This is a genomic window from Agromyces sp. GXQ0307 (genome assembly GCF_044769845.1).
In the GTDB taxonomy this organism is placed as follows: domain Bacteria; phylum Actinomycetota; class Actinomycetes; order Actinomycetales; family Microbacteriaceae; genus Agromyces.
In genome coordinates this window covers 439910-464192 of record NZ_JBIZVY010000004.1, presented here as the reverse complement: position 1 = coordinate 464192, position 24283 = coordinate 439910, and the positions used below count along the sequence as shown (strand labels likewise).

Sequence of the window (24283 nt, the reverse complement as noted above, 5' to 3'; positions counted from 1 at the left end):
TCCCTTCCGAGGACACGTACGTTCGCGGCCTCTGAAGGGAGATGTCCGACTGGCTATCGCGGTTCCATTTTCGCCCGGCCTTGTATGAATCCCATGACGAGGGCCGCCCCGATCAGCGCAGCCCCAATCGGTCCGGCAACCTCTCGCAGCACACGGACGACGAGTTCGATGGCGACCCGCGCCTCCTGGCCCTGAGAGGTTGCGCCGATTGCCGCCCAATCTGCCACTGCGGGAACGAGAACGATGAGTAGCGCGGCGCACACGGAGACAGCGATGCCCCAGATGATCACTGTTCGCGGGGCGCCGTCCATGGAAAAGGCCTTGCCCTTCTTCGCGACGTCCGACATATCAGCTTCCTTTCGAGAGGGTGGCACGCGTTCTACACAATGATGTCCGGCACGAACCGCCTGGTTCCGAATCGCGCGTGGCGACCTCGGTCATTCTCCGAATTGCGATCGTGCGTGGTTGAGCCGGTAGCTGGTGGTGCCGGTTTCGATGATGGTGCCGTTGAAGGTGAGCCGGTCGACGATCGCGGCGCACAGGCGCGGGTCGGTGAACGTCTTGGTCCACCCGGAGAAGGACTCGTTTGACGCGATCGCGACGGAGGCTTTCTCTTCGCGTTCGGTGAGGACTTGGAAGAGGAGTTCGGCGCCGCGGCGGTCGAGTTCCATGTAGCCGAGTTCGTCGATGCAGAGCAGGTCGACGCGGCCGTACCGTGCGATGGTGCGGGCGAGTTGTTTCTCGTCGGCGGCTTCGACGAGCTCGTTGACGAGCTTGGTCGCCAACGTGAACTTGACCCGGTACCCGCGTTCGGCGGCCGCGGTGCCGAGCCCGATGAGCAGGTGGCTCTTGCCGGTGCCGGAGTCGCCGATCAGGCAGAGTGGGTCGCCACGGCGGATCCAGTCCCCGGTCGCGAGGGTGTGGATGGTGGCGGGGTTGATGTTCGGGTTGGCGTCGAAGTCGAAGTCCCCGAGCCACTTCTGCCTGGGGAACCCGGCCGCCGCGACCCGGCGGATTACGGGGCGGCGGTCGCGGTCGTCGCACTCGGCCAGCAGCAGTTCGGCGAGGAAGCCTTGGTAGGTGAGCTGTTCGCGTTCGGCGATCTTCACGGCTTCGTCGATGACCGCGCGGATCGTCGGCAGGCGCAACCGTCGGCAGGCCTGATCGACGGCGGTGGCGGCGGCTTCCTCGGTCATGCCACGCTGCCGACGCAGCGTGCTCGTCACCTTGGTCGGTGTGCTCATGATCCCGTCGATCCTTCCCGTGCATTGGCGCCCGTCGTCGTGCGGCGGGTGAGGAGCTGGTCGTACTGCGCCATCGACGGCAGGGGCCGGGTGTCGGGTGGCAGCCCGGCGATCACTGCGGCCGGGTCGGCGAGCCGGCGTTGGGTGAGACTGACCACTCGTTGCTCAGGCCCTCGATCGTGTGCGACGGGCTGACGGTCTGATCCGGACCCAGCGGCGTGCAGGCGGGCTTCGACGGCGACGACGTCGGCGGATACCGCGCCGACGGTGAGCGCGGCGCGGACCCCGGCGGCGACGTCGTCGGGTCGCATGGTGCGGTGCAGCAGGAGCACATCGATCAACGCGCGGGTGCCGGCGGTGTCGCCGTCGACCTTGCGGGCGGCCTGCCAGAACGCCTCATGCGCCGCCGTGAACACCCCGATGCGCGGGCCCGGGCCAACGCCGTAGACCCGGGCAGGGCGCCGGGTTTGCGCTGGAGGACCTCGAGGTAGTGGTCCAGGTCGATCGACTCCCCACCGCGGGTCACGACCCGTTCGTGCCGGGCGACCGGTTCGTGCCCGTCGAACACGACGACCTCGGATGCTCGGAGCGAGACTCGCACCCGCCGGCCGATGAGGTGGGCGGGGACGGAGTACTTCGCCATCCGCACCGTGATCAGCGCCGACCGGTCCACCCTGGGGTGCAGGATCAGCCCGGGGTCGAACCGTTCGAACGGCAACGCCGCCAGCAGCGGTTGCTCGTCGGCGAAGGCCTGCCCCACGGTGCGGAGCCGGGTGCCGATCCGACGGGTGTTGTCGCGGGCGTCGTAGTCGCGGACCCGCTCGTTCAGTTCCGCGAGGGACTCCACGACGGGCATCGGGGTCAGCCAGGTGCGGCGGAACCGGCCCACTTCGCCTTCCACGCCGCCTTTCTCGTGGGCGCCGTCGATCCCGGGCTGGCAGTAGAACGCGTCAAACCCGTAGTGCGAGCGGAACAGCACCCACCGCTCGTTCTCTACCCGATTCCGGCCCTGCCCGAAGAGCACCATCTGCACCGCGGAGGTGAGGTTGTCGTACCGGATATGTCTCGTGGGGATGCCGCCGAGCTCCTCGAACGCGTCGACGTGGCCTTCCAGGAACGCTTCCTGCGACTGCGTCGAGTACACCCGATGCACCGACCTGCCCGAATGCGAGAGTCGGAACGTGAACAGGTGGCACTTCGTCTTCACCCCGGCCAGGACCACCCACACTTCGCCGAAGTCGACCTCAGCCTCCTCACCCGGCGCATGCTCCTGCGGCACGAACACCTCGACCCGGCGGCCGGCCTCACGATCGATCTGCGCCCGCCGAACCCGCACGTAGTCCCGCACCGTTGAGTACGACAGGTCCGTAGCCCCGTGTTCGTCGACCAGGCGCGCCAGGACCCTCGTCGCGGTGTGCCGCTGCTTGCGCGGGGCGTCAAGATCCTGTCGCAGCATGTCGTCGATCGCCGCCTTGAACGGGCCTAACCGCGGTGAGACTCGGACTGGGGTCTTCCGCGGCGGCGGATCCGGCCGCGACAGTGCGGTCCGGACGGTGTCGCGGCCGACGCCGTGCTTGCGGGCCAGAGCCCGGATCCCGAGCTCTTCCACGCGGGCATCACGGCGGATGCGGGCGAACAGGTCCACACGACTTCCCATCTGACCAGCCCTCCATTCCGCGCCCTCGTCATCGAGGCGCGGAACCACCGTCAGAGGTGGTCCTGAATCAAACCGTCACAACACACCGAGAAGCCCAAGGGTGGTCTCAGATCAAGCCGTCATCCCGGTCCCGAATCAAGCTGCCATAGTCGTCCGGGTTTCGGTGTAGATGATCATGGCTCGTCAGCTCGGTCGAGCCTCAGCTCGTCGTTCCGTTGTCGAGCGTGAAGATCGGGTCGAGCAGGGAAGCGACGATGCTGAGTTGCGCGTCGAGGCTCTCTTCGGAGATCGCCTCGAGCCGCTCCTTGCGTCGCCATGCCGCCCATCTCGCCTGCCCGACTTCGCCGTAGCCGACGATGAGCGGAGCGATCGGTTGAAGCTCGATTCCACGGTAGCGGGCGACTGCGCGTGCCGAGCCCAGCAGCTCCTCGGGCTCGATGCCCTGCCCGGCGAGTTGGACGATATCGACGTAATCGCGCCAGCGGGTGCTGGTGATGCCGCGTTCGAGGATGGTCACGCCCTTCTCGGCGATGGTCGTCTCGGGTGCGTAGCCGAGCAATTCGATCGGGTCGCCCAGCACCCGGTCGATCCGCACCCTGCGCGGTGCCGGGACGATCGGGTCGCCGGTGGAGACATCCCATGCCGCCGCACCCAGCCAGGGCCCGATCTCCGCGTCGACACGGACGCGCAGGCCGGGGTAGTCGGCGTGTTCGCGGATCTGCTGCACGGTGGTCGTGGCCGCGTCGAACGCGACGCCGTCTTCGACCGCGACGGCAGCGACGTCGCGGACCACCCTGGCGAGGTGGGCGGCAGTGACGTCGGCGTTGACCGCGTTCGCGTCGACGTCCTTCGTCGGACGGCGCGCACCGTACGCGGCGAGCAGGATGCCGCCCTTGAGGACGAAGTCCTCGGCGTGCCCAGTTCGGGTGAGCCGGTCCAGGAACGACTCCAGCGTGTGCCGGATCAGGTACTCCTGTGTCGGAGCAGGCGTGCCATGCTTCGCTGCGGTCGAGCGTGCCGCAGACTGCAGCCGGTGGAACACCTCGTCACCGGCGCTCACGCGAGCACGTCCAGCGCCTGCAGCACGGGGCCCTTCGCGCGCGGCAGGCGGGACGCGATCTCGATCAGCCGGGCCGGCTTGCCACCACGACGCAACCACTCCTTCAACGCGTCGCGACCGAGCTCGTATCCGGTCTCGCCACGGAGCCGGAACGCGTCGACGATCGACCGCTCCGGCGACGTGATGCCGATCATCAGGTCCGTACCAGGGATCGGGATCTCCTCTCGGCCGACCCCGAACGTGGCACGGTCGAACGAATGCCACGCGATCGACCCGCTGCCGGCCGGGATCCGGGACCCCCGCGGGATCGCGACATCCAACACCGTCGGGATCGCATCGGTCAGGTCGTGATGGGCCAACGCCGAAGCCAGGCAGATCATCGCATCCGGGCGACGGGTCGCGGCCTCGAGCAAATCCCAATCCGCCGCCGAAGCCTCGGCAGGCAGGTAGATGCCACGCGCGATCCGCTCATACTCGCCCGCCCGAGCGGCACGATAGAACCCGCTGCGGGACATGCCTTCACGCCCCGCAGCGCCAGGCGTCAGCGTTTCCACCGCAGGCCACCTCCTTTGCCGAGACATAATGTGTACAGTTGATAATAGCTGATGACGTTTAGTGCCAGCAAGGCTTCGGCGGCCGTGACCTCAGCGACGGGACCTCGGGCCCCGTGCTCACGGTTAACTCACGGTTTTGCCGAGTTCACGCGAACGCACCACGTTTCACGTTCCGCGTCATTCCGCGGCGGGTGAACCCGAGTGAACCAACGTGAAACGCCACTTAGGAACTTCTGCTTCCCAAGCAGACAGCGCGGGTTCGATCACCGTCATCGGCTCTTCGTGAATTCCCTGATCAGGCTCTGTTCCTGTGCACCTCGAGCGGGGTTCCATCTGATCTCCGAGCCGTCGCCGCACACCGGGGAGGAAACACCCGGCGGCTTCCCGTAGACTGCGCGGACCAGGGGGAGTACTCCGGCACGATCGCTCGTCATTACGGATGCACGTCGCATCCCGGGCCATCGGTTCCCGATCGAGGGGATGGAGAAGACCTTGGCGTCGATCCGTCCACGCCAGGTTTGGAGCCTCCCTTGAACGTCACCCCCCTCGTCTGGGTCGTCACCGTCGCCGTCACGGTGGCCTTCTTCGTCTACGAGTTCTTCGCGCACGTCCGCAAGCCCCACGAGCCGACGATCGGGGAGTCGGCTCGGTGGTCGGCGTTCTACATCGCGCTCGCCCTGCTGTTCGGCGTCGGGATCGGCGTCGTCTCCGGGTGGACGTACGGCGGCGAGTACTTCGCCGGCTACCTGACCGAGAAGGCGCTGTCCGTCGACAACCTGTTCGTCTTCCTCATCGTGATGTCGAGCTTCGCGGTGCCGAAGATCTACCAGCAGAAGGTGCTGATGATCGGCATCGTCATCGCGCTCATCCTGCGCGGTGTCTTCATCGCCGTCGGTGCCGCACTGATCGAGAACTTCTCCTGGGTGTTCTACTTGTTCGGCGCGCTGCTGCTGTTCCTCGCCTACCAGCAGGCGTTCTCCCACGGCGCCTCGAATCCGGTCGACAGCGGGTTCATGCGGTTCGTCCGCCGTCATCTCCGGGTGACGAACGAGTACCACGGGGACAGGCTCACGGTGCGGAGGGACGGCCGGCGATGGGCGACGCCGATGCTGCTGACCATCATCGCCATCGGTTTCGTGGACCTGATCTTCGCGGTCGACTCGATTCCGGCGATCTACGGGCTGACCGAGGAGGCGTACATCGTCTTCACGGCCAACATGTTCGCACTCATGGGGTTGCGTCAGCTCTTCTTCCTGATCGGCGGCCTGCTCGAACGGCTGGTCTACCTCGCGCAGGGGTTGGCCGTCATCCTGGCCTTCATCGGCGTGAAGCTGCTGATCCACGCCCTGCACAAGAACGAGCTGCCGTTCATCAACGGCGGCGAGCCGATCACGGTGATCCCCGAGATCCCGATCTGGCTGTCGCTGCTGTTCATTGCGGCGACGATCACCGTGGCCACCGTCGCCAGCCTCGCCAAGACCCGCGGCGACCGCGGCACGCCGGTCGCCGAGCAGTCGTCGACCTCCGTCGACGACGGACGCCCGTGACGCGAGCGGGGCTCACTCCGGCACGTCGTCCTCACCACGCAGGGTGGCGCATTCCGACTCCGACCCGCCCGGGATGTTCGTGGCGGAGACGACCGTCTCGGTCGTGGCGCCATCGACGGTGATCCCGAGCACGATGTTCGTGACACAGGACTGGACGTCCTCCAGCACCACGGTGAACGTCTCCCCCAGGGCGACGCACGTCGGCACGCCGACGACGTCGCCGATCGGTTGTCCGTTGGCCAACGCGTCGGGCGACGGGAGCGGATCGACGCCCATCCGGCGGTGACCTGCCAGCACTTGAATCGGCGGCCCGACGGGCGCACAGTGGAGAGAGCAGAGGGAGGTCCCATGCGAGACGCCACGCTTCACCCAGACCTCGTGCCGATCCTGTCGCCGGGGCGGCACCGCTCGCCGCGGCGCGGCGCCTGCTTCATGGAGTTCGCGTCGTACCTCGCGGGCGAGCGGTGGACCGACCACCCGAAGTGCACGCACGGCACGCTCGCGCACCTCGCGCGACTGGTGAACGACCGGACGACCGATGCCGGGCGCACCCGCCTCACCCCGCTCATCCCGTCGGTGATCGGCGTGACGAGCGATGATCCGCGACTCGACCTCCTGCTCGCCGTTCGAGCCGCCCACGCGGCCCTGCCGGTCGCCGCCGAGGAGCGCCAGCGGTCGCAGGCGGTGGGGCTCCGGGCGGCGCTCGCCGCGATCGGGGACCGCGACGACGCGTTCTCCGCGAATGCGCGCGAACTCGCCGAGTCCGCGCTGCGCTCCGCTCCGGCGGCCGACGCCTGGGCCATCCGGTTCATCGACGAGGTCGGTCGGGGCCGCCCGCGCACGTCGGTGAAGCAGTGCCGCGATGTCATCACGGGCGCCGTCGACGGAATCGCGACGGCCGTCGTGCCCGATCGCGACGAGCGGCTCGTCGCTCTGCTGGCTGCAGCGGTGTCGGATGCGCTCGAGTTCACCGGCCGGAACGCGGAGCCGGCGCACGCCGTCGGCGAGCGGCCTGCAGCGCGCGTCCTGCAGTAGCGTCGGGGAGCATCGGCGACCGCGGTGGCGAACGGCTCGACGGATGCCACGGGCGAGCCGGGAGCGCGTCCCCGGAGTCCCCACTCCTCGCACAACCCCGACTCGCCGGCGGATGGTCGAGGTCGCGCATCCCCCTGGTGGCCTGCCTCGACCTGACGAGTCTGCATGACGGATCGGGTTTCGATGAATCCCCGCCCGACCCTTGACTCAGCGGGCGAATGATGCAGCCGGGGGGAGGCCGGCGTTCGCGGGAGCGGTCAGGATGTCGCGACCGCGCGAAGCGCATCGACGCCGCCGGCGCGGTAGCTCTCCCAGTCGCGGCTCCCGCCGCCCGGGACCGGGCGTGCACCCCACACGTCGGCCAGCGACGCGGCGAGCGCGGCGATCCCGGGCCCCGACGCATCCGCCGGCAGCGCCCGCAGCAGTTCGCCGAGCGCCGCCGTGCGGCCCTCGTGGAACTTGCCCGCGGGGTGCGACCGGCCGTCCTTCGCGAGCGCGCACGAGGTGGCATCGCCCATCGTCTCGGACCAGGCCGTCGCCGCCGAGGCGCGGAGCGCGCGGACGTCGTCGCGCACGAGCACGGGCGACCGGCTCAGCGCCCGAAGAGCTTCGCGAAGAAGCCCGTCGAGGGCTCGTTCTCGTGGCCTGCGCAGCGCTGGTTGCGCGGCACGCCGCGCATGACCTGGTCGACGTGCTGGCCGCAACCGGCCCAGGTGGTCTTGCCGCACTTGCGGCACGTGACGGCTCGGCACATGTGGTGCTCCTCAGTTCGAAGGGTGGTGGGTGGGGCGGATGCCGCGGCTCAGCGGTCGCCGTGGTCGCCGTCGCACCAGCGGTCGGCCGGGACGACGTCCTTCACCGAGTCGATGTGCTGGCCGCAGCCGGACCAGGTGGTCTTGCCGCAGGAACAGGTGACGGGGCTGCACATGGTGGTTCTCCTTGGTTCGAGTGTGCGTGGTGGTGGTGGTGGATCGGAGTGTCAGGCCGCGGCCGCGGCCTCGCGGACCTCGGCGTGACGCCGGGCCGACTCGCCGGCCGACCACGTGAGGTAGCCGCCGTCGAGGTTCACGGCCTCGCGGCCGAGCTGGGCGAGCAGGCGCACCGCGGTGTGACCGCGCTGGCCGACCTTGCAGTGCACGATGAGACGCCCGGCGGGCAGCTCGTCGACGCGGTCGCGCAACGAGTCGAGCGGGATGTTCACCGAGCCCGGGATGGCGCCCGCGGCGACCTCGCCGGCCGTGCGGACGTCGACGAGCACGGCGCCATCCGCCATGGCTGCGTCGAGTTCGTGCCACTGGATCGACGGAGTGAGACCCTCGGCGGCGTTGAGCGCGACGTAACCGAGCATGTTCACCGGGTCCTTCGCCGACGAGAACTGCGGCGCGTACGCCAGCTCGAGGTCGGCGAGGTCTGAGGCGGTGAGGCCGCCGGCCATCGCGGTCGCGATGACGTCGATGCGCTTGTCGACGCCGTCGCCGCCGATGCCCTGCGCGCCGAGGATCTCGTCGGTCTCGGCATCGACGACGAGCTTCAGCGCCATCTGCTCGGCGCCCGGGTAGTACCCGGTGTGCGAGGCGGGGTGCGTGTGGATGACGCGGACGTCGCGCCCGACGCGGCGCAGCAGCTTCTCGGGCCAGCCGGTCGTGGCGATCGTGAGGCCCATGACGCCCACGACGGCCGTGCCGAGGGCGTCGCGCACGCGGATGTCGCGGCCCGCGATCGCGTCGGCGGCGAGCCGGCCGTGGCGGTTGGCGAGGCCCGCGAGCGCAACGAGCCGGTGCTCGCCGCTGATCGCATCGAGCTTCTCGACGGCGTCGCCGATGGCCCAGATGTGCGGGTCGCTGGTGCGCAGGTCGTCACCGACGCGGATGCCGCCGCGCTCGCCGATCTCCAGACCGGCCGCGGTGGCGAGCGAGGTGTCGGGCCGCACGCCGATCGAACCGAGCACGAACTCGGCGGGGACGGTGGTGCCGTCGCTGAGGAGCGCGGTGTCGGTGTGGAGCTCGGTCACCTGCGTGGCGAGGCGCACGTCGACGCCGGCGTCGCGCAGGCGGTCGGCCACGGGCGCGGCCATCTCGGGGTCGAGCGGCGGGAGGACCTGGTCGCCGAGTTCGACGAGCGTGACGTCGAGGCCGCGGTGCACGAGGTTCTCGACCATCTCGAGGCCGATGAAGCCGGCGCCGATGACGAGCGCGGTGCGCGGGGCGACCTCGAGCTCGGCCATCGCGCGGTCGACGTCGTCGATGTCGCGGAGAGTCAGCATGCGGTCGCCGCCCGGCATGGGCGGACGGACCGGGGTGGCACCGGGTGAGAGCACGAGCGCGTCGTACGCCTCGGTGGTCTCCTCGCCGGTGACGAGGTCGCGGACGCGAACGGTCTTCGCCTCACGGTCGATCGAGACGGCCTCGGTGCGGACGCGCACGTCGAGGTTGAACCGGCTGCCGAGCGAGGCGGGAGTCTGCAGGAGGAGGCTGGAGCGCTCCTCGATGACGCCGCCGAGGTAGTACGGCAGGCCGCAGTTGGCGAACGAGACGTGGCCGCCGCGCTCGAGCACGACGATGTCGGCGTGCTCGTCGAGGCGACGGAGTCGGGTCGCGGCGGACATGCCGCCGGCGACACCGCCGATGATGAGGTAGCGCTTGGAGGTCATGGCTCCACGGTAACAATACCCCCGGGGTATTGTCAAAATAGGTCACGGGTATCTCTCAGGCACCGTCCGCGGCACCGGCGACCCGATCACCGGCGCCGGCGCAACCCCGATCGCCGAGAGGTCCAGGCGAGGTAGCCGCCGAGCGAGCCGAGCACGCCGAGCCCCGTTCCGAGCATGACGCCCTCCCACGATCGCCACCTCCGCTCGCTCCGGACGATCCCGCCGACCCCGGTGATGAGTGCGGCGCTGATCATGCCGGCGACCAGCCGGTTGCCGATCCGCTCCGCGCGGCCCACGAGCGGCTCGAGCTCGGCCGCGCGCAGGTGCACCTGGATCCCGCCCTCGTCGGCGTGCTCGAGCAGTCGTCGCAGGCTGCCGGGCAGGTCGAGTGCGAGTTCGCCGAGGTCGGCCGTCGCCCGCGCGAGTCGCTTCGCGAGCACCATCGCGCTGAGCCGTTCCCGGGCCAGCCGCTGGGCGTACGGCCGGAGGGTCTCCCCGAGCCGGAACTCCGGGTCGAGCCGGATCGCGAGGCCCTCGATCACGAGCAGCGCCTTGAACAGCAGGGCCATCTCGCGCGGCAGGCGCAGCCGATGGCGGCGCAGGATCCCGAAGAGCTCGGCGATCATGCGCGCGAACGGGGTGTCGCGCAGGGAGTCGAGCCGGTACCTGGCGAGGAAGTCGGCGAGGTCGTCCTGCAGGAGCTCACGATCGACGCCGGCGGAGGTCGGCGACAGGACGATGAGTGCCGCCGCCAGCCGTTCGGGGTCGCCGCGGACGAGCGCGACGAACAGCGCGCCGAGCTGGTCGCGGAGCGACTCGTCGATCTCGCCGACCATGCCGAAGTCGATGAGCGCGATCGTGCCGTCGGGCTGCACGAACAGGTTGCCCGGGTGCGGGTCGGCGTGGAAGAAGCGGTCTTCGAAGGTCATCTTGAGGACGATCTCGGCGCCGCGACGGGCGACGCGCCTGCGATCGACGCCCGCCGCGTCGAGCGCAGCCGCATCGCCGACGTTGAGTCCCGTCATCCGCTCGAGGGTCAGCACGCGCGAGGTCGTGTAGTCCCAGTAGACGCGGGGGATCGCGACATCCGCCTCGAACTCGAAGTCCTCGGCGAAGCGCTCGGCGTTGCGCCCCTCCTTGAGGTAGTCGAGCTCGGCGAGCAGGGTCTGCGCGAACTCCTCCGCGAGGCCCCGCGCGTCGTGCTCGCGGGCCAGGCTCCACGTGCGGGTCGCTCGGTCGGCGAGGTTGCGGAGGATCTCGAGGTCCTGCTGCACCTGCGCGACGGCGCCGGGCCGGCGGACCTTCACGACGACCTCCGTGCCGTCGTGGAGCACCGCGACATGGGCCTGCCCGATGGAGGCGGACGCCAGCGGCGCGTCCTCGAACGAGGCGAACAGCTCCTCGGCCTCGGCGCCCAGCTCGCTGCGGATCACCGCCCGGATCTGCTCGACGGGCACGGGCGGCGCGGCGTCCTGCAGCTTCGCGAGCTCGTCGGCGTAGGCGGGCGGCACGAGGTCGGAACGCGTGGAGAGCAGCTGCCCGAACTTGATGAAGGTCGGGCCGAGTTCCTCGAGCGCGCGGCGCACGTGCTCCGGCGCGTCCGGAGCGACGGCGGCCTCCGCGTCGGCGTCCGTCGGCGCGCGACGGAACGGGTTGCGGCGGCCCGCGCCGAGCAGCCCGGCCAGGAAGCCGAAGCTGTGCCGGCGCAGGACCGCCCCGATCTCGCGGTACCGTGCCCGGTGCCGCGCGTCGGTCGCCCCGGCGCTCAGAACTTCGACCCCAGCGCCTTCGCCTTGATCGCCTCGAACTCGCCGTCGCTGATGACGCCCTGGTCGCGCAGCGCCTGCGCCTTCGCGATCTCCTCCGACGGGCTGGCGAACGAGATCTGCCGGTACTCCTCGGCCGTGTGCGTCTCGTACTCGACCTGCTGCCGCCCCGAACGCTCGGCCATGCCGCGCCCGCGCGCGATCAGGTAGACGAGCCCGGTGATCCAGGGCAGGAACACGAGGAAGATGATCCACACCGCCTTCAGCCAACCGTTCAGCGAGTGGTCGCGGAAGATGTCGATGACGATGTAGATCAGCACCATCAGGTACGCGACGTACGCGAAGATCCAGAAGAAGAACCAGAACCACTGCCAGAGATCCACGGGGGTGTCCTTTCGACGACGGCCTCGACGAATCACACGGTACTCGTGGCCCCCCGGAACCGATGGCCTTTGGTCCCGATTCCGGCATCCGGCGCGTCGGGAGGCGGGGCCGCCGTCAGGCGACGCGAATGGCGCCCATCATGCCGAGGTCCTCGTGGTCGAGGATGTGGCAGTGGTACACCGTGCGCCCGGTGATGCCCTCGAACGCGATCCGCACCACGACACGCCCGCCGGCCGGAACCGGCACCACGTCGCGCCGGTCCACGCCGTCCACCGGTCGCCCGTCGACCTCGACGAGCTGCATCGGCCACACGTGCAGGTGGAACGGATGGTCCATCGTGCTCGTGTTCTCGATCGTCCACTCCTCGATCGTGCCCGCCGGCTGCTCGATGTCCGTCCGGCCCTCGGCGAAGGTCCGCCCGTCGATCGTGAACCCCATCCCCTGACCCATGCCGCCGCCCATCCCGCCCATCGCGAGCGTAAGGGTCCGTCGCCCGGTGACCTCCTCGTCGCGCAGGTCTCGAAGCGCAGCGGATGGCGCGGGCAGCGGTGCGGCGGAGGCCGCACCATCCCCCGACACGACGAACCGCGCCAGGTCGGCGCCGGTCGTCGCGCTGCGCGGCGCGCCCATCATGCCCATGCTGCCGCGGTCGAACGGCAGGGTCTGCAGCACGGCCTCCCCCGCGGTCGCCTCGACGAGCACGTCGGCGCGATTGCCCGGCAGCAGCACGATCTCGTCGACCTCCCGCGCCTCGCGGAAGCGTCCCGCATCGATGCCGAGCAGCTGCATCCGCTGACCGTCGAGGCGCAGGCGCAGGTACCGCGAGGTGCAGGCGTTCACGATCCGCCAGCGCTCGCGCTCACCCCGCGCCGCGACCATCGTCGGGAGCAGCTGCCCGTTCACGAGCACGAGGTCGCCCTCGCGTCCGAGCATGCGGTCGACGCGTGTCGGGGCGGCCACGTCGCCGTTCGCGTCGAAGGCGATGTCGGCGATGACGAGCACGCGCTCGCGTGCGACGTCGATCGGCTCGGCATCCTCGACGATGATGGCGCCGTACAGCCCCGCGAACAGCTGGTCGGCGGTCGTGCCGTGGTGGTGCGGGTGGTACCAGAACACACCGGGCGGGTGGTCGTCGCCGAGCTCGTACGAGTAGTCGAACGTGCCGCCGGCCGGGATCATCACGAAGACGTTGTCGGAGTCGCCCTCGGGCGAGACCTCGAGGCCGTGCGTGTGCAGGTTCGTCGTCGCGCCGAGGTCGTTGCGGTACCGCACGGACATGCGGTCGCCCGGCCGCACCCGGAGCGTCGGGCCGGGCATGCCGCCCTCGAATCCGAGCACCCGCACCTGCCGGCCGTCGACCGTCACCGTGGTGAGCCCCGCCGCGAGCTCGACGTCGAGGCGCCCGTCGGAGCTCGTGCGGGCCTCGGGTTCGCGGAACGTCTCGCCGACGGTGCCGTCGGCCGCGTCCGGCGCATCACCGGGCGGGTCGGACGCGCCGGTGCCGCCACCGTCGAGCCGCGTCGAGGTCCACCACGCGAGCCCACCCGCACCGAGCGCGATCGCGCCGACCGCGGACGCGCCGCCGATCAGGAGCGCCCTCCGGCTCGGGCCGGACCCGCCCGGGTCCCGACCGCTCACTCGCCGAGCGCCGCGAAGAGCTCGTAGACCATGAACGCCGGCCAGAACAGGCCCTGGAAGATCGCCCAGACGTACTCCCAGAACGCGTCGGCCTGCTGCCAGAAGTACACCCAGGCCCCGAAGATCCCGAGACCGTAGATCGCGCCGCCGCCGGCGAGACCCGCGTTCGAACCGTTGCTCATCGCGCACCTCCCGCATCCGAGGCTATGCGGCGCACGGGATCCGCCACGGGCCCAACGGCCCGCGCGTTCGGCGCGCGGACGGGCAGGCTCGAGAGGGAGGCCGCACCGCGGCCACGCGCGTCGGAGGACCGCGCGACATCCGAATCGAACCCGGAGCAGCCATGCCACGCACTTACGTCATCACCGGAGCCGCGAGCGGCATCGGTCGCGCGACCGCCGACCTCCTCGTCGAACGCGGCGGCCGCGTCATCGGGGTCGACCTGCACGACGCCGACGTGAACGTCGACCTCACGACCGCCGAGGGCCGCGCCGACCTCGTCTCCGGGGTCGCCGAGGCGAGCGGCGGGCGCATCGATGCGATCATCGCCAACGCGGGCCTCGCACTCCCGATCGCGAAGACCGCCGCCGTGAACTACTTCGGAGCGCTCGCGACGCTCGACGGGCTCCGGCCGCTGCTCGCCGGCTCGCCCGCGCCGCGCGCGGTCGCGACGGCGTCGATGGCCTCGCTCTTCCCACCCGACGACGCATTGCTCGACGCGTTCCTCGAGGGCGATGAACCCGGTGCCATGGCGCGCGCGGCCGAGCTCGAGGCCGGGACGCCCGAGCAGGGGAGCCTCATCTACGGCACGACCAAGCGGGCGCTCGTGCGGTGGATCCGGCGCAACGCGCCCGGGGCCGACTGGGCCGGTGCGGGCATCCCGCTGAACGCGATCGCACCCGGCGTCGTCGAGACGCCGATGACCGAGGCGTACACGAGCACCGAGGAGGCGCGCGCCTCCATCCTCGAGATGGTGCCCATGCCGCTGAACGGCATCTTCCAGCCACGCGACGTCGCCTACCTGCTCGCGTGGCTCACGAGCGAGGAGAACGCGCACCTCTGCGGGCAGGTCGTCTTCATCGACGGCGGCTCCGACGCGATCATCCGCGGCGAATCGAACTGGTGAGTCTCAGCGGTCCGGCCCGGCCGGCCCGTCCGGCTGCGCCGGCCCGTCGGAATTCCCGGGTCGGTCGCCCTCCCACTTCGTGCCCTCCAGGTCGCCGCGGAGCGTACCCGTGATCTCGTCGACCGCCGCGCCGACCGTCGGCGCGAACCGGTCGGGCGTGAACCGGTCCTCCAGGCCGTAGCGTCGGAGCACGTCGACGACGGGATCCTTCATCTCCGCGATGACCAGGCGGATGCCGCGGCTCGCGAGCCAGTCGTCCAGCTCGACGAACTCGTCGATCGCGGTCGTGTCGATGTCGGTGATCGGCTCGGCGGCGAGGATCACGGTGCGGACCTCCGGCCCCGCCGCCTCGACGCGCGAGCGGACGAAGTCGTCGAACAGGCCGCCGTTCGCGAAGAACAGCGGGGCGTCGAAGCGCACGATCACGACGCCGGGGATCCGCTCGCCCTCCGGATTGCGCGACAGGTCGTGGTACCCGCGGAGCCCCGTGACGCGACCGAGCTCCGCACGGTAGGGCTGCCACGAGTGGTACACGAACGCCAGGAGGGACAGCCCGATCGTCACGGCGATGCCCTGGATGACGCCGAACACGAACACGCCCACGAACGCGGCCGCCGAGAGCGCGGCATCCACCCGGTCCATCCGGATGAGCCGCACGAACCCGCGCACGTCGATGAGCCGTGCCGCGGCCATCACGACCACCGCGGCGAGCGTCGCCGACGGAAGGAATGCCGTCACGCCGGGCGCGAGCAGGATGAACAGCACCAGGAGCACCGCGCCGATCACGCCCGTGAGCTGCGACTTCGACCCGGCCTGCTCGGCGACCGGCGTGCGCGACGACGATGCGGAGATCGGGAACCCGCCGAACAGTCCCGCGGCGACGTTCGCCGATCCGATCGCGGCCATCTCGGCGCTGCCGTCCACGGTCTCGCCCCGGCGCGCGGCGAGCGAACGCGAGAACACCGCCGTGTCGGTGAAGGCGACGAGCGCGATGCCGGCGGCAGGCAGCGCGAGCCCCGCGACATCCGACCATTCGAGTCCGGCGAGCGCGGGAGCGGGAAGGCCCTGCGGCAGCGCGCCGACCACCGGCAGCTGCTCGCCGAGACCGAGGATCCACGTCAGCAGGGTCGCGACGACGACCGCCACCAGCACGCCGGGCACGGGTGAGCGCAGCAGGGTGAGCCCGACGATCACCGCGAGCGAGCCGAGCCCGAAGGCCGTCGCGAGCGGTTCGACCTCACCGCCGACGAGCGCGGCCCCGATCGCGCCGACCTCGGCGACGGGCGAGTCCGCGTCCACCGAGAACCCGAGCAGCGGCGGCACCTGCGAGATGAGCACCAGCAGGGCGATCGCGTTCAGGTACCCGACCCGGATCGGCTTGGAGAGCAGGTCGGTGACGAAACCGAGGCGCAGCACGCCGCCGATGAGCAGGATCGCGCCGACCATGATCGCGAGCAGTCCGGCGAGCGCGACCGCCCGCTCGTCGTCGCCGATCGCGAGCGGCAGGATCGCCGCCGCGATGATCGGTGCGAGTGCCGAGTCGGGCCCGAGGACCAGGATGCGGCTCGGACCGAAGAGGGCGTACGCGAGCAGGGGGACGATGGTCGCGTACAGCCCGGTCTCCGGCGGGAGGCCGGCCACACGCGCATACCCCATGCCCGCCGGGATGAGCAGGGCCGTGACGACGATTCCAGCGCGCAGGTCGGGCACGAGCCAGTCACGGCGGTAGTGGCGCGCGACCTCGACGCCGGGCGGGACCCACCGCGGCATCCGTCGTCGCCCCTGCTCGTCGTTCGCGCCCATCCGGCCTCCGGTTCCGATGATGGCGGATGCCGCGGGCGCGCGTCAGGCCTTCGCCGACGTGTCGAGCGATCGCCAGATCGGGGGGTGCGGCAAGCGGTTCTCGCGATAGAGGCGGTACGCGAACGGCGCCCAGACGACGAGGGCGACACCCGCGCCGACGAGCGCGCCGCCGACGGTGTCGCTCAGCCAGTGCGCGCCGAGGTACATGCGGCTGAGCATCATCAGCACGGTCCACGCGACGCCCGCGACCCACACCCACGTGCGCATGAACACGAGGCCGAGCGCGGTCGCGATGAGTGCGGCGGCCGAGCTGTGCCCCGACGGGAACGAACCGAAGTCGGGGTGCACGAGGATGTCCTCGGGTCGGACGCGACCGACCGTGACCTTGACGAGCCGCGTGACCCCCGCGCTCGCGAGGGCGGCGATCCCGAAGTAGAGCGCCGCCCACGGCCGCCGCCAGACGAGGAGCGCGGCCGCGATGAGGATCGGGAAGACGACGTTCGACAGCACGCCCCCGCCCAGCACGTCGAGCGCGAGCGCCATCGTCGTCACCGCCGGCGTCCGCGCCGCCGCGAGCGCGGTCATCAGGTCGACCTCGAAGCCGAACGCCTGGCGCTCGGTGTGGACGATCACGATGCCGACGAGCGCGACCGCGACGAGCGCGATGATGCCCGCGACGAGCCACGGGCGGCGGCTCACGCGCAGCGGGGCGGGCGCGTGCGGGTGCGGGTGCCCGGAGTGTCCGGCCCGCCCGGTCGGCGGCGGCGTCGCGCGCGCGTCCTCCGCCGCGCGCGCGGCGTCGCCGCCCGACGGGCCGTGCCCCGCGTCAGCGCCGTTCATCGCGCCCCCACGCCTCGGGCCGCCGGTCGGACTCGGCGATCTGCTCGGCCGTGCCGACGCGCACCGTGCGCCACGTGTCGACCGCGATCACGAGGCCGAGCACGACGAGCGAGAGGAAGATCGACCCGAGCGCGTCGGTCGCCCAGTGGTAGCCGAGGTAGATGCGGCACGCCGCAGTGAGCAGCACGACGACCGCGGCCGCCACGAACGCCAACGTCGTGATGACCGGCCGCCGGTGCCGGGAGAAGACCAGGTAGGTGCCGATGAAGAGGAAGTCGGCGACGCCCATGACGTGCCCCGACGGGAACGACGAACTCGGATCGTAGCCGAAGAGCATCTCGTCGGCGGGCGGCCGGTCGCGTGCGATGAGCGGTGCGAGCAGTTGGACGGTGATCACGCCGAGGATCATGCCGCCCGCGAGCAGGAGCGGGCGCCACGCGTGCTTCGCGAACACGCCCCATGCGACCGTGGTGACGAGGATGATGATGGGCATCGCGATCGGACCGAAGCCGACGGCGAGCACGATCATGAACACCGTCAGCCAGTCGTCGCGGCCGGAGTCGAACCACGCCTCGACGGGTGCGTCGATGTAGGAGAGGTCGTCGGACTCGAGGATCGAGTCGAGCACGACGAAGAATCCGACGAGTCCGACCACGACGAGCGCCGCCGCGGTGACGTAGAGGTTCCGGCGCGCGCGCGCGGAGAGGTACCGCTCCTCGACGATGAACCGCTCGTGGAATCGCCGCCAGCGGCCCGGACGGGCCTCTCCGTCCGCACCCGCCTCGGTCGACGCCGTGCCCTGCGCCCCGCTCCCCTGCATGCCGGCCTCGGGTTCGGCCATGGCGCACCTCCTCTCCGCCTCCGCACCCGCGGAGGTCACCACAGTATGCCGCGCGCGAGCCCGGCGGGTCGGGGGGTTGCGGCCCCGACGCTCAGGTGTCCCGCTCGACGGGCCCGATGTCCTCGCGGTGGTCGTCCTCCCCGCCGGGCGGGAAGTCGTGTCGGTCCGGCTTGCGGCTGAGCGCGAGCACGCTCACCGTGAACCCGCCCCACACGAGCACGATCGCGAGCACGAGGAAGAAGATCGCCGTCCCGGTCATGACCGGCCTCCCTCGGCCGTCGTGGTGGCATCAGCCTGCGACATCCGCTCGGGCAGTGGCGGCCACGGTCGGAACGCATCCGGGCTCCGCCGCCATCGGACGCCCGTCAGCACGAGCGCCGCCACGGCGAAGAACACGACCGTGCCCCAGCCCATCACGGCGAGGTACCACTCCGGGTAGCCGGCGTAGCCCTCGACGATGAGCGAGACGATGCGCTGGACCAGCATGTAGCCGAGCACGATCGGGGCGAGGACGCCCGCCAGCAGCGTCCACACGCCGCCGACCCGGAACGTCGAGACCGCGTTCAGGTGGTACCGCAGCTCGGGGCCCTTCCGCAGCACCCAGAACGCGAAGATCCCGGCGAGCACGGCCGAGAGGACGATGCCGATGTTGTTCGCCCAGTTGTCGACCGTGTCGAGCGCGATGAGCCCCGTCGTCGTCGAGAACAACAGCACCGAGAGGACCATCGACACGATGCCGACGCGGACGGCGGCCTGCCGGGGCGTGAGGCCGAACTTCTCCTGGAAGCCGGCCGAGACCACCTGCAGCACCGAGAGCAGGGAGGTGAACCCGGCCATGGCCAGCGAGCCGAAGAACAGGACGCCGAAGATCGGGCCGCCCGGCATCTGCGAGACGATCGCGGGGAACGTGATGAACGAGAGCCCGACGCCCGTCAGGCCCTCGAGCTCGGCGACGTCGACACCCTGCTGGAACGCGAAGAAGCCGAGGGTCGCGAACACTCCGATGCCCGCGAGGATCTCGAACGACGAGTTCGCGAACGCCACCACGAGACCCGGTGTCGTGAGGTTCGCGCGCCGCTTGCGGTACGAGGCGTACGTGATCATGATGCCGAAGGCGATCGAGAGCGAGAAGAAGATCTGGCTGTAGGCCGCGATCCAGACGTTCGGGTCCGCGAGCGCCGAGAAGTCGGGCGTGAACAGCGCGTTCAGCCCGTCGACGGCGCCGTCGAGGAAGAGCGAGCGGACGACGAGCGCGGCGAACGCGACGACCAGCAGCGGTAGGAAGATCACGTTGATGCGCTGGACGCCCCGCGCGACCCCGAACGCGAGGACGACGATCGCGGCGATCCAGATGATCACCAGCGGGATGAGCACGGCCGGCACGAACGTGAACGAGAACCCCGGGTCGCCGACCTGCAGGTACTCGCCGGTCAGGAAGCCCGCGGTGTCGTCGCCCCAGCGGAGGTCGAACGAGAACACGAAGTAGCTCGCCGCCCAGGCGATCACGACCGTGTAGTACAGCGCGATCACGAAGCAGATCATGACCTGGAACCAGCCGAGGCTCTCGAGCCACTTCAGGCGCCCGCCGCCGAGACGGCGGAACGCGGTCGGCGCCGCGCCGCGGAATCGGTGCCCGAGCGCGTAGTCGAGGAACAGGATCGGGATCCCCGCCGTCACGAGCGCCACGAGGTAGGGGATCAGGAACGCGCCGCCGCCGTTCTCGTACGCCACCCCGGGGAATCGCCAGATGTTGCCGAGGCCGACGGCCGACCCGATCGCCGACAGGATGAAGCCGACCTGCCCCGTCCACATCTCGCGCGGCTGCGCCGCCCCGTGCTCGCCTGCGGTTGCCGACATTCGCGCCTCCCCGGCCCGTCGCCTGCGGTCGCGGCACCATCGCCGTGCGACCCGAACGACTGAACGCTACCAAGGGCGGGGCGGATGCCGCAGCCTCCGTTCGGCGCGCGCCGCCGCGCCATCCGCCCCCCGTTCCGGTCCTCGGAACTCAGTACCGATCGGCGACCGGCAGGCGACCGGATGCCACGGCCGCCGTGAACGCGGCGAAGTCGCGGTCGTTCTGGTCGGCGTAGTCGGAGGCGAACTCCGCGATCGCCCGATCGAATCGGTCCGAGGCGCCGAGGTACTCGGCGATCGCGACGCGGTCGCCGGCGCGGGCATGGGCGCGGGCGAGCGTCTCGCCGCAGGCCTCGGCGTAGAGCTTCGCGCCGCGCGGCTGCATGACCTCGATGTCGGCCGAACCCTTCCAGTCGTGCAGCTGCCGGATGTAGAAGTCGCGCTCCACGCCGTCGACGCCCACGACCCGCTGCCAGCCGAGGAACAGGTCGCTCGCGGACTGCATGAGCCGCTGGCCCTGCACGACCCGTTCGCCGTGCTGCTCGTAGCGGCTCGCCGGGAGGAAGCGCTCGAGCACCGACGCCTCCGCCTCCTTCGCCTGCAGGATGAGCGGGTCGTCGTCGCCACGCCCGCGCAGCAGCACGATCCAGGCCCGCGTGCCGACGCTGCCGACGCCGACGACCTTCCGCGCCATGTGCACGTACTCGTACTCGTCGACCGGATGCCGCGGCAGCCGGAGCGTCGTGCGGTACTGCCGCAGGATTCCGCGCATGATCCGCGGGATGTCCTCCTCGACGAGGCCCCGCTCGATCAGGTCCTCGACCGGGACGATGAGCGGCGGGTCGGCCATGATCCGCATCCGACCGCCCTCGATCGTGACGAGCTTGGAGAACGCCCGCACGCTGTCGCGCGTGCGCGACTTCGCGAGCGCCGCCTCCGTGCGCTTCACCTGCGCCTTGCCGACGCGGTTCGACTCCCGCTCCCGACGGAGCCTCGCACGGATCTCGTCGGCGTCGAGCCGGTCGTACCAGGCGTCGAGCACGCGCGCCCTCGCCGATCGCCGCATCTGCTCGCGGTAGGCACGGACCGCGGCGAGCACCGCGTCCCGGCGCTCCCCCACCGTGAAGCCGCGGTGGCGGCCCGCGACCTCGAGGCTCGCCGCGAGCCGCTTCACGTCCCACTCCCACGGCCCCGGCAGCGTCTCGTCGAAGTCGTTGATGTCGAAGACGAGATCGCGCTCGGGCGAGGCGAACACCCCGAAGTTCGACAGGTGCGCGTCGCCGCAGATCTGCGCCGTGATGCCCGAGACCGGGGTGGTGGCCAGGTCGGCGGCCATGATGAGCGCCGCACCGCGGAAGAAGTCGAACGGCGTGCGGCCCATGCGGGCGTATCGGATCGGGACGAGCTCCGGTACGCGCGTCGTCGCCTGCTCCTCGAGCAGGGCGACGGGATCGGCCCGGTCGGGCGACGGCGTCCAGCCGGCGTGCGAGGTACGCGGCGCCCGGGCGCGCGCCGCCCGGCCCGCGGAGGCGCGCGCGCCGAAGTCGTCGCGTGGCGCGAGCTCCTCGATGCCCGTCGGATGCGGGCCCGTCTCCGCGTCGGGGTCGGTCACCCGCCCGTCGAAGCCCACCGTCGTGCTCATGGCCGCTCCTCTCCTGCCCCTGCGAGGTCGTCCTGCTCGGCGGCGGGATCGGGGTCCTCCTGCTCGGCGCCCGGATCGGCGGCGTCGCGCCGACCGCGCGTGCTCGCGCCCTCCACGACGTTCGGGATGCCGCGGGAGAACAGGAGCGCGAGCAGGGCGATGCCGATCAGCCCGACGAACGCGACCCGCAGCGACTGGAGCTGCGCCTGCCCGTACGTCTCGCTCAACTCCTCAGCGTCGGCGCTCGAGAGCCCCGCGTCCTCGGCGATCCCCTGGACCGTCGAGGCCGGCACCAGCTCGACGCCCTCCGCCGTCGCCTCGGCCACGGCGTCCCGGACCTCGGCCGGCAGGTCGCTCGTGGCGACCCCGGACGCGAACGAGGTCGCGAGCGCCCCGATGAGCACCGACCCGATGAGAGCGGTGCCGAGCGAGGATCCGAGGTTCTGGAACACGCCCTGCATGCCGCCGACCTCGCTCGACTTCTCGGGCCCGACGCTCGACATGTTCACGTTGCCGAGCTGCGATGCGAGCAGGCCGAGCGCGGCGCCGGCGATGAACATGCCGATGCTGAAGGCCACCTGGCGCAGCTCCTCGTCGACCGAGGCGAGCAGCAGCACGGCGGAGCCGACGAGCACGACCTGCCCGACGCGGACGATGCGTCGCGGCGACCAGATGCGGGAGAGACGCGTCCCGGCGAACGAGAAGATGATGAGCGACACGGAGAGCGGGAAGATCCGGATGCCGGTCTGCAGCGCGTCGAGCCCGAGCGTCATCTGCAGGTAGACGGGCACCATGAAGAACAGGCCCGCCGTCACGGCGTACTGCGCCCCGAGCGCCGACAGTCCGCTCCGCAGGCGGTCGATGCGCAGCAGCGACACGTCGAGGAACGCCTCGCGGCCCCGGTCGAGCAGTCCACGCTGCCGACCCGCGAACCAGGCGAGCAGCACCCCGCCGACGATGATCAGCCAGGTCGTGAGCGAGATGCCGAGCGGCTCGACCGGCACGCCGTTGATCTCCGGCGAGTCCAGCGGCACGATCCAGCCCCAGGTCTTGCTCTGCAGCATCCCCAGCACGATCGCGATGAGCCCCGCCGACGAGAGCACGACGCTGAGCGGGTCGATGTGCAGCCTCGCCGGTTCGTGCCGGTCCACGATCCGACGCGAGAAGAGCACCACGACGGCCATCACCACGACCTCGCCGATGAAGACGTACCGCCACGAGGCGTAGGTGGTCAGGAAGCCGCCGATGAGCGGTCCGGCTGCGACCGCGGCGCCGGACGCCGCCCCGATCATCGCGTACGCGGTCACCCGCGCCCGGCCCTCGTAGTTGTCGGCGATCAGCGCCGCGATCGCGGGGATGACGAGCACCGCGCCGACGCCCTCGATCACGCTCCAACCGGTGAAGAGCACGACGATGTTCGGGCTGAGCGCCGTCGTCAGCGACCCGATCGCGTAGATGATCGCACCGATGACGAACGCTCGGAGCCGCCCCCACACGTCGCCGAGCTTCGCGCCGACGAGCATGAGGGCGGCCATCGTCAACGTGTAGAACGTGATCGCGGCCTGCATCGCGGAGACGGTCGTGTCGAGGTCCTCGACGACCTGCGAGATCGACACGTTCATGACGGTGCTGTCGAGCACCATCACGAACTGCGCCGCGGAGAGGGCCGCGACGACCACCCACGACGTCCGCGCGGGTGCGCCGGCCGAGGACTCCCCCTCCGCCGGCGCAGTCTCGCCGGCGGGCTCAGGCTGCGCTTCGGAAGGGCTCATGGTGGTATCCCTCTCGGTCGAGGACGGCGATGGTGGACTCCGGGACCTCGACGAAGATGCCCGGCAGATCGTTCAACGGCTCCGAGACGACGACGTGCGCGCGCTCGCCGAACTGCGTGAGCCGCTCGGCATCCGGGTACATCTCGCGGATCGTGGGGATGTCGACCGAGTGGAAGAGCGTCCGGGAACGACCCTGGGTGGAATAGCGCAGCGCCCAGATCGTCGCGCCGTCGGCCACGGCGACGGTGCCCTGCATCGGGAACATCACGCCGTGGTCGCGACCGACGCGTTCGACGAGATCGACCGTCGCCCGCAGTGCCGCGACGGGGTCGTCGGCCAGCCCGTTCGTGATCGCGAGGTGGAACAGCACCTCGGAATCGGTCGTCCCCCGCACGTGCGGGTAGAGGGACGGGTCGATCGCGAACGTGAGGTCGCGCTTGACCTTCGCGAACTCCGACAGGAAGCCGTTGTGCATGAACAGCCAGTTCTCCCAGCGGAACGGATGGCAGTTCGTCCGCTGGATCGGCGGCCCCGCCGCCGCCCGCACGTGACTGAAGAACAGGGGGCTCTCGATCGCCCGGGAGAGCTCGCGCACGTTGTCGTCGTTCCACGCGGGTTCGGTGCTGTGGAACACGGCCGGGATGCTCCCCGCGACGGCGCCCGCCGGATACCACCCGATCCCGAACCCGTCGCCGTTCACCGTCTCCGCGCCGAGCGGCGAGTCGAGCGACTGGGCGACCAGCGAGTGCTTCGCATCGAGCAGGACCGCCGAGGTCCTCAGCGGCTCACCCGAGTACGCCAACCATCGGCACATGCGAACGCCTCCCCCCGGCGCGGAGCCCGCTCCCCGTCGGCGCCATTCTGGACCCG

Annotated in this window: 24 protein-coding genes and 1 pseudogene; 3 read left to right on the top strand and 22 right to left on the bottom strand. The window is 70.8% G+C overall.

Annotated features, from left to right (window positions below):
• Positions 1-53 precede the first annotated feature (53 nt).
• The 5 genes and pseudogenes from ACIQH8_RS16635 to ACIQH8_RS16615 all read right to left on the bottom strand — a co-directional run bounded on the left by ACIQH8_RS16635 (position 54) and on the right by ACIQH8_RS16615 (position 4515).
• Positions 54-347 (bottom strand): hypothetical protein, encoded by a 294-nt coding sequence (locus tag ACIQH8_RS16635; RefSeq protein WP_401000679.1) that lies wholly within the window; start codon positions 345-347, stop codon positions 54-56.
• A 90-nt stretch (positions 348-437) separates the two neighbouring features.
• On the bottom strand, positions 438-1244 hold the full coding sequence (gene istB, locus ACIQH8_RS16630) for an IS21-like element helper ATPase IstB (protein ID WP_401000677.1): 807 nt from the start codon (positions 1242-1244) through the stop codon (positions 438-440).
• Positions 1241-2901 (bottom strand): annotated as a pseudogene (gene istA / locus ACIQH8_RS16625) (IS21 family transposase). The gene istB and the pseudogene istA overlap by 4 nt, the downstream one beginning before the upstream one ends.
• A 199-nt stretch (positions 2902-3100) precedes the next feature.
• A complete protein-coding gene (locus tag ACIQH8_RS16620) occupies positions 3101-3961 on the bottom strand; it encodes a nucleotidyl transferase AbiEii/AbiGii toxin family protein (RefSeq protein WP_401000675.1) in 861 nt (286 codons plus the stop codon).
• The gene (locus ACIQH8_RS16615; protein WP_401000673.1) at positions 3958-4515 is read right to left on the bottom strand and encodes a type IV toxin-antitoxin system AbiEi family antitoxin domain-containing protein; all 558 of its coding nucleotides are present in this window, start codon (positions 4513-4515) and stop codon (positions 3958-3960) included. The genes ACIQH8_RS16620 and ACIQH8_RS16615 overlap by 4 nt, the downstream gene beginning before the upstream one ends.
• A gap of 530 nt (positions 4516-5045) precedes the next feature.
• Here ACIQH8_RS16615 and ACIQH8_RS16610 point away from each other — a divergent pair.
• The gene (locus ACIQH8_RS16610; RefSeq protein WP_401000671.1) at positions 5046-6062 is read left to right on the top strand and encodes a TerC family protein; all 1017 of its coding nucleotides are present in this window, start codon (positions 5046-5048) and stop codon (positions 6060-6062) included.
• Between the two features lie 12 nt (positions 6063-6074).
• Here ACIQH8_RS16610 and ACIQH8_RS16605 read toward each other — a convergent pair whose 3' ends face one another.
• Complete coding sequence (locus ACIQH8_RS16605) at positions 6075-6338, bottom strand: hypothetical protein (protein WP_401000669.1); 264 nt, start codon at positions 6336-6338, stop codon at positions 6075-6077.
• Between the two features lie 72 nt (positions 6339-6410).
• On the opposite strand from ACIQH8_RS16605, the gene ACIQH8_RS16600 reads away from it, so the two are divergent.
• A complete protein-coding gene (locus tag ACIQH8_RS16600) occupies positions 6411-7097 on the top strand; it encodes a hypothetical protein (RefSeq protein ID WP_401000667.1) in 687 nt (228 codons plus the stop codon).
• Positions 7098-7354: 257 nt separating this feature from the next.
• Here ACIQH8_RS16600 and ACIQH8_RS16595 read toward each other — a convergent pair whose 3' ends face one another.
• From ACIQH8_RS16595 to ACIQH8_RS16560, 8 genes are all read right to left on the bottom strand, one after another.
• Entirely contained in the window at positions 7355-7678 is a 324-nt protein-coding gene (locus ACIQH8_RS16595; RefSeq protein WP_401000665.1) for a hypothetical protein, read from the bottom strand.
• A gap of 11 nt (positions 7679-7689) precedes the next feature.
• The gene (locus tag ACIQH8_RS16590) at positions 7690-7851 is read right to left on the bottom strand and encodes a hypothetical protein (RefSeq protein ID WP_155053029.1); all 162 of its coding nucleotides are present in this window, start codon (positions 7849-7851) and stop codon (positions 7690-7692) included.
• Positions 7852-7899: 48 nt separating this feature from the next.
• On the bottom strand, positions 7900-8025 hold the full coding sequence (locus tag ACIQH8_RS16585; protein ID WP_268865831.1) for a hypothetical protein: 126 nt from the start codon (positions 8023-8025) through the stop codon (positions 7900-7902).
• Positions 8026-8076: 51 nt separating this feature from the next.
• Positions 8077-9747, bottom strand: coding sequence for an FAD-dependent oxidoreductase (locus tag ACIQH8_RS16580; protein ID WP_401000662.1), 1671 nt, complete (start codon positions 9745-9747; stop codon positions 8077-8079).
• Between the two features lie 86 nt (positions 9748-9833).
• Complete coding sequence (locus tag ACIQH8_RS16575) at positions 9834-11333, bottom strand: ABC1 kinase family protein (protein ID WP_401000660.1); 1500 nt, start codon at positions 11331-11333, stop codon at positions 9834-9836.
• 179 nt (positions 11334-11512) lie between these two features.
• Entirely contained in the window at positions 11513-11896 is a 384-nt protein-coding gene (locus ACIQH8_RS16570) for an SHOCT domain-containing protein (protein WP_401000658.1), read from the bottom strand.
• A 115-nt stretch (positions 11897-12011) separates the two neighbouring features.
• Entirely contained in the window at positions 12012-13535 is a 1524-nt protein-coding gene (locus ACIQH8_RS16565; protein WP_401000656.1) for a multicopper oxidase family protein, read from the bottom strand.
• Entirely contained in the window at positions 13532-13717 is a 186-nt protein-coding gene (locus ACIQH8_RS16560; protein WP_155053041.1) for a hypothetical protein, read from the bottom strand. Before ACIQH8_RS16560 ends, ACIQH8_RS16565 begins: the two co-directional genes overlap by 4 nt.
• A 161-nt stretch (positions 13718-13878) precedes the next feature.
• Between ACIQH8_RS16560 and ACIQH8_RS16555 the strand changes: the two genes are divergently transcribed.
• On the top strand, positions 13879-14661 hold the full coding sequence (locus tag ACIQH8_RS16555; RefSeq protein WP_401000654.1) for an SDR family oxidoreductase: 783 nt from the start codon (positions 13879-13881) through the stop codon (positions 14659-14661).
• 3 nt (positions 14662-14664) lie between these two features.
• On the opposite strand, the gene ACIQH8_RS16550 is transcribed toward ACIQH8_RS16555, so the two are convergent.
• The 8 genes from ACIQH8_RS16550 to ACIQH8_RS16515 form a co-directional block, all read right to left on the bottom strand.
• On the bottom strand, positions 14665-16464 hold the full coding sequence (locus tag ACIQH8_RS16550; RefSeq protein ID WP_401000652.1) for a SulP family inorganic anion transporter: 1800 nt from the start codon (positions 16462-16464) through the stop codon (positions 14665-14667).
• Positions 16465-16506: 42 nt separating this feature from the next.
• Positions 16507-17304 (bottom strand): phosphatase PAP2 family protein, encoded by a 798-nt coding sequence (locus ACIQH8_RS16545; RefSeq protein ID WP_401000650.1) that lies wholly within the window; start codon positions 17302-17304, stop codon positions 16507-16509.
• Complete coding sequence (locus ACIQH8_RS16540) at positions 17291-18145, bottom strand: phosphatase PAP2 family protein (protein WP_401000648.1); 855 nt, start codon at positions 18143-18145, stop codon at positions 17291-17293. The genes ACIQH8_RS16545 and ACIQH8_RS16540 overlap by 14 nt, the downstream gene beginning before the upstream one ends.
• 91 nt (positions 18146-18236) lie before the next feature.
• Positions 18237-18404, bottom strand: coding sequence for a methionine/alanine import family NSS transporter small subunit (locus tag ACIQH8_RS16535; RefSeq protein ID WP_155053021.1), 168 nt, complete (start codon positions 18402-18404; stop codon positions 18237-18239).
• Entirely contained in the window at positions 18401-20002 is a 1602-nt protein-coding gene (locus ACIQH8_RS16530; protein ID WP_401000646.1) for a sodium-dependent transporter, read from the bottom strand. The genes ACIQH8_RS16535 and ACIQH8_RS16530 overlap by 4 nt, the downstream gene beginning before the upstream one ends.
• A 148-nt stretch (positions 20003-20150) precedes the next feature.
• Entirely contained in the window at positions 20151-21641 is a 1491-nt protein-coding gene (locus ACIQH8_RS16525) for a DUF2252 domain-containing protein (RefSeq protein WP_401000644.1), read from the bottom strand.
• Positions 21638-23413 (bottom strand): MFS transporter, encoded by a 1776-nt coding sequence (locus ACIQH8_RS16520; protein WP_401000642.1) that lies wholly within the window; start codon positions 23411-23413, stop codon positions 21638-21640. Before ACIQH8_RS16520 ends, ACIQH8_RS16525 begins: the two co-directional genes overlap by 4 nt.
• A complete protein-coding gene (locus ACIQH8_RS16515; protein WP_401000640.1) occupies positions 23388-24227 on the bottom strand; it encodes a class II glutamine amidotransferase in 840 nt (279 codons plus the stop codon). The genes ACIQH8_RS16520 and ACIQH8_RS16515 overlap by 26 nt, the downstream gene beginning before the upstream one ends.
• Positions 24228-24283: the final 56 nt, after the last annotated feature.

What these genes read in the sequence shown, in the direction of transcription:
- ACIQH8_RS16635 (WP_401000679.1), bottom strand. Translation starts at nt 347, where the DNA reads ATGTCGGACGTCGCGAAGAAGGGCAAGGCCTTTTCCATGGACGGCGCC.
- istB (WP_401000677.1), bottom strand. Translation starts at nt 1,244, where the DNA reads ATGAGCACACCGACCAAGGTGACGAGCACGCTGCGTCGGCAGCGTGGC.
- ACIQH8_RS16605 (WP_401000669.1), bottom strand. Translation starts at nt 6,338, where the DNA reads ATGGGCGTCGATCCGCTCCCGTCGCCCGACGCGTTGGCCAACGGACAA.
- ACIQH8_RS16600 (WP_401000667.1), top strand. Translation starts at nt 6,411, where the DNA reads ATGCGAGACGCCACGCTTCACCCAGACCTCGTGCCGATCCTGTCGCCG.
- ACIQH8_RS16590 (WP_155053029.1), bottom strand. Translation starts at nt 7,851, where the DNA reads ATGTGCCGAGCCGTCACGTGCCGCAAGTGCGGCAAGACCACCTGGGCC.
- ACIQH8_RS16585 (WP_268865831.1), bottom strand. Translation starts at nt 8,025, where the DNA reads ATGTGCAGCCCCGTCACCTGTTCCTGCGGCAAGACCACCTGGTCCGGC.
- ACIQH8_RS16580 (WP_401000662.1), bottom strand. Translation starts at nt 9,747, where the DNA reads ATGACCTCCAAGCGCTACCTCATCATCGGCGGTGTCGCCGGCGGCATG.
- ACIQH8_RS16560 (WP_155053041.1), bottom strand. Translation starts at nt 13,717, where the DNA reads ATGAGCAACGGTTCGAACGCGGGTCTCGCCGGCGGCGGCGCGATCTAC.
- ACIQH8_RS16555 (WP_401000654.1), top strand. Translation starts at nt 13,879, where the DNA reads ATGCCACGCACTTACGTCATCACCGGAGCCGCGAGCGGCATCGGTCGC.
- ACIQH8_RS16550 (WP_401000652.1), bottom strand. Translation starts at nt 16,464, where the DNA reads ATGGGCGCGAACGACGAGCAGGGGCGACGACGGATGCCGCGGTGGGTC.
- ACIQH8_RS16545 (WP_401000650.1), bottom strand. Translation starts at nt 17,304, where the DNA reads ATGAACGGCGCTGACGCGGGGCACGGCCCGTCGGGCGGCGACGCCGCG.
- ACIQH8_RS16540 (WP_401000648.1), bottom strand. Translation starts at nt 18,145, where the DNA reads ATGGCCGAACCCGAGGCCGGCATGCAGGGGAGCGGGGCGCAGGGCACG.
- ACIQH8_RS16535 (WP_155053021.1), bottom strand. Translation starts at nt 18,404, where the DNA reads ATGACCGGGACGGCGATCTTCTTCCTCGTGCTCGCGATCGTGCTCGTG.
- ACIQH8_RS16530 (WP_401000646.1), bottom strand. Translation starts at nt 20,002, where the DNA reads ATGTCGGCAACCGCAGGCGAGCACGGGGCGGCGCAGCCGCGCGAGATG.
- ACIQH8_RS16525 (WP_401000644.1), bottom strand. Translation starts at nt 21,641, where the DNA reads ATGAGCACGACGGTGGGCTTCGACGGGCGGGTGACCGACCCCGACGCG.
- ACIQH8_RS16520 (WP_401000642.1), bottom strand. Translation starts at nt 23,413, where the DNA reads ATGAGCCCTTCCGAAGCGCAGCCTGAGCCCGCCGGCGAGACTGCGCCG.
- ACIQH8_RS16515 (WP_401000640.1), bottom strand. Translation starts at nt 24,227, where the DNA reads ATGTGCCGATGGTTGGCGTACTCGGGTGAGCCGCTGAGGACCTCGGCG.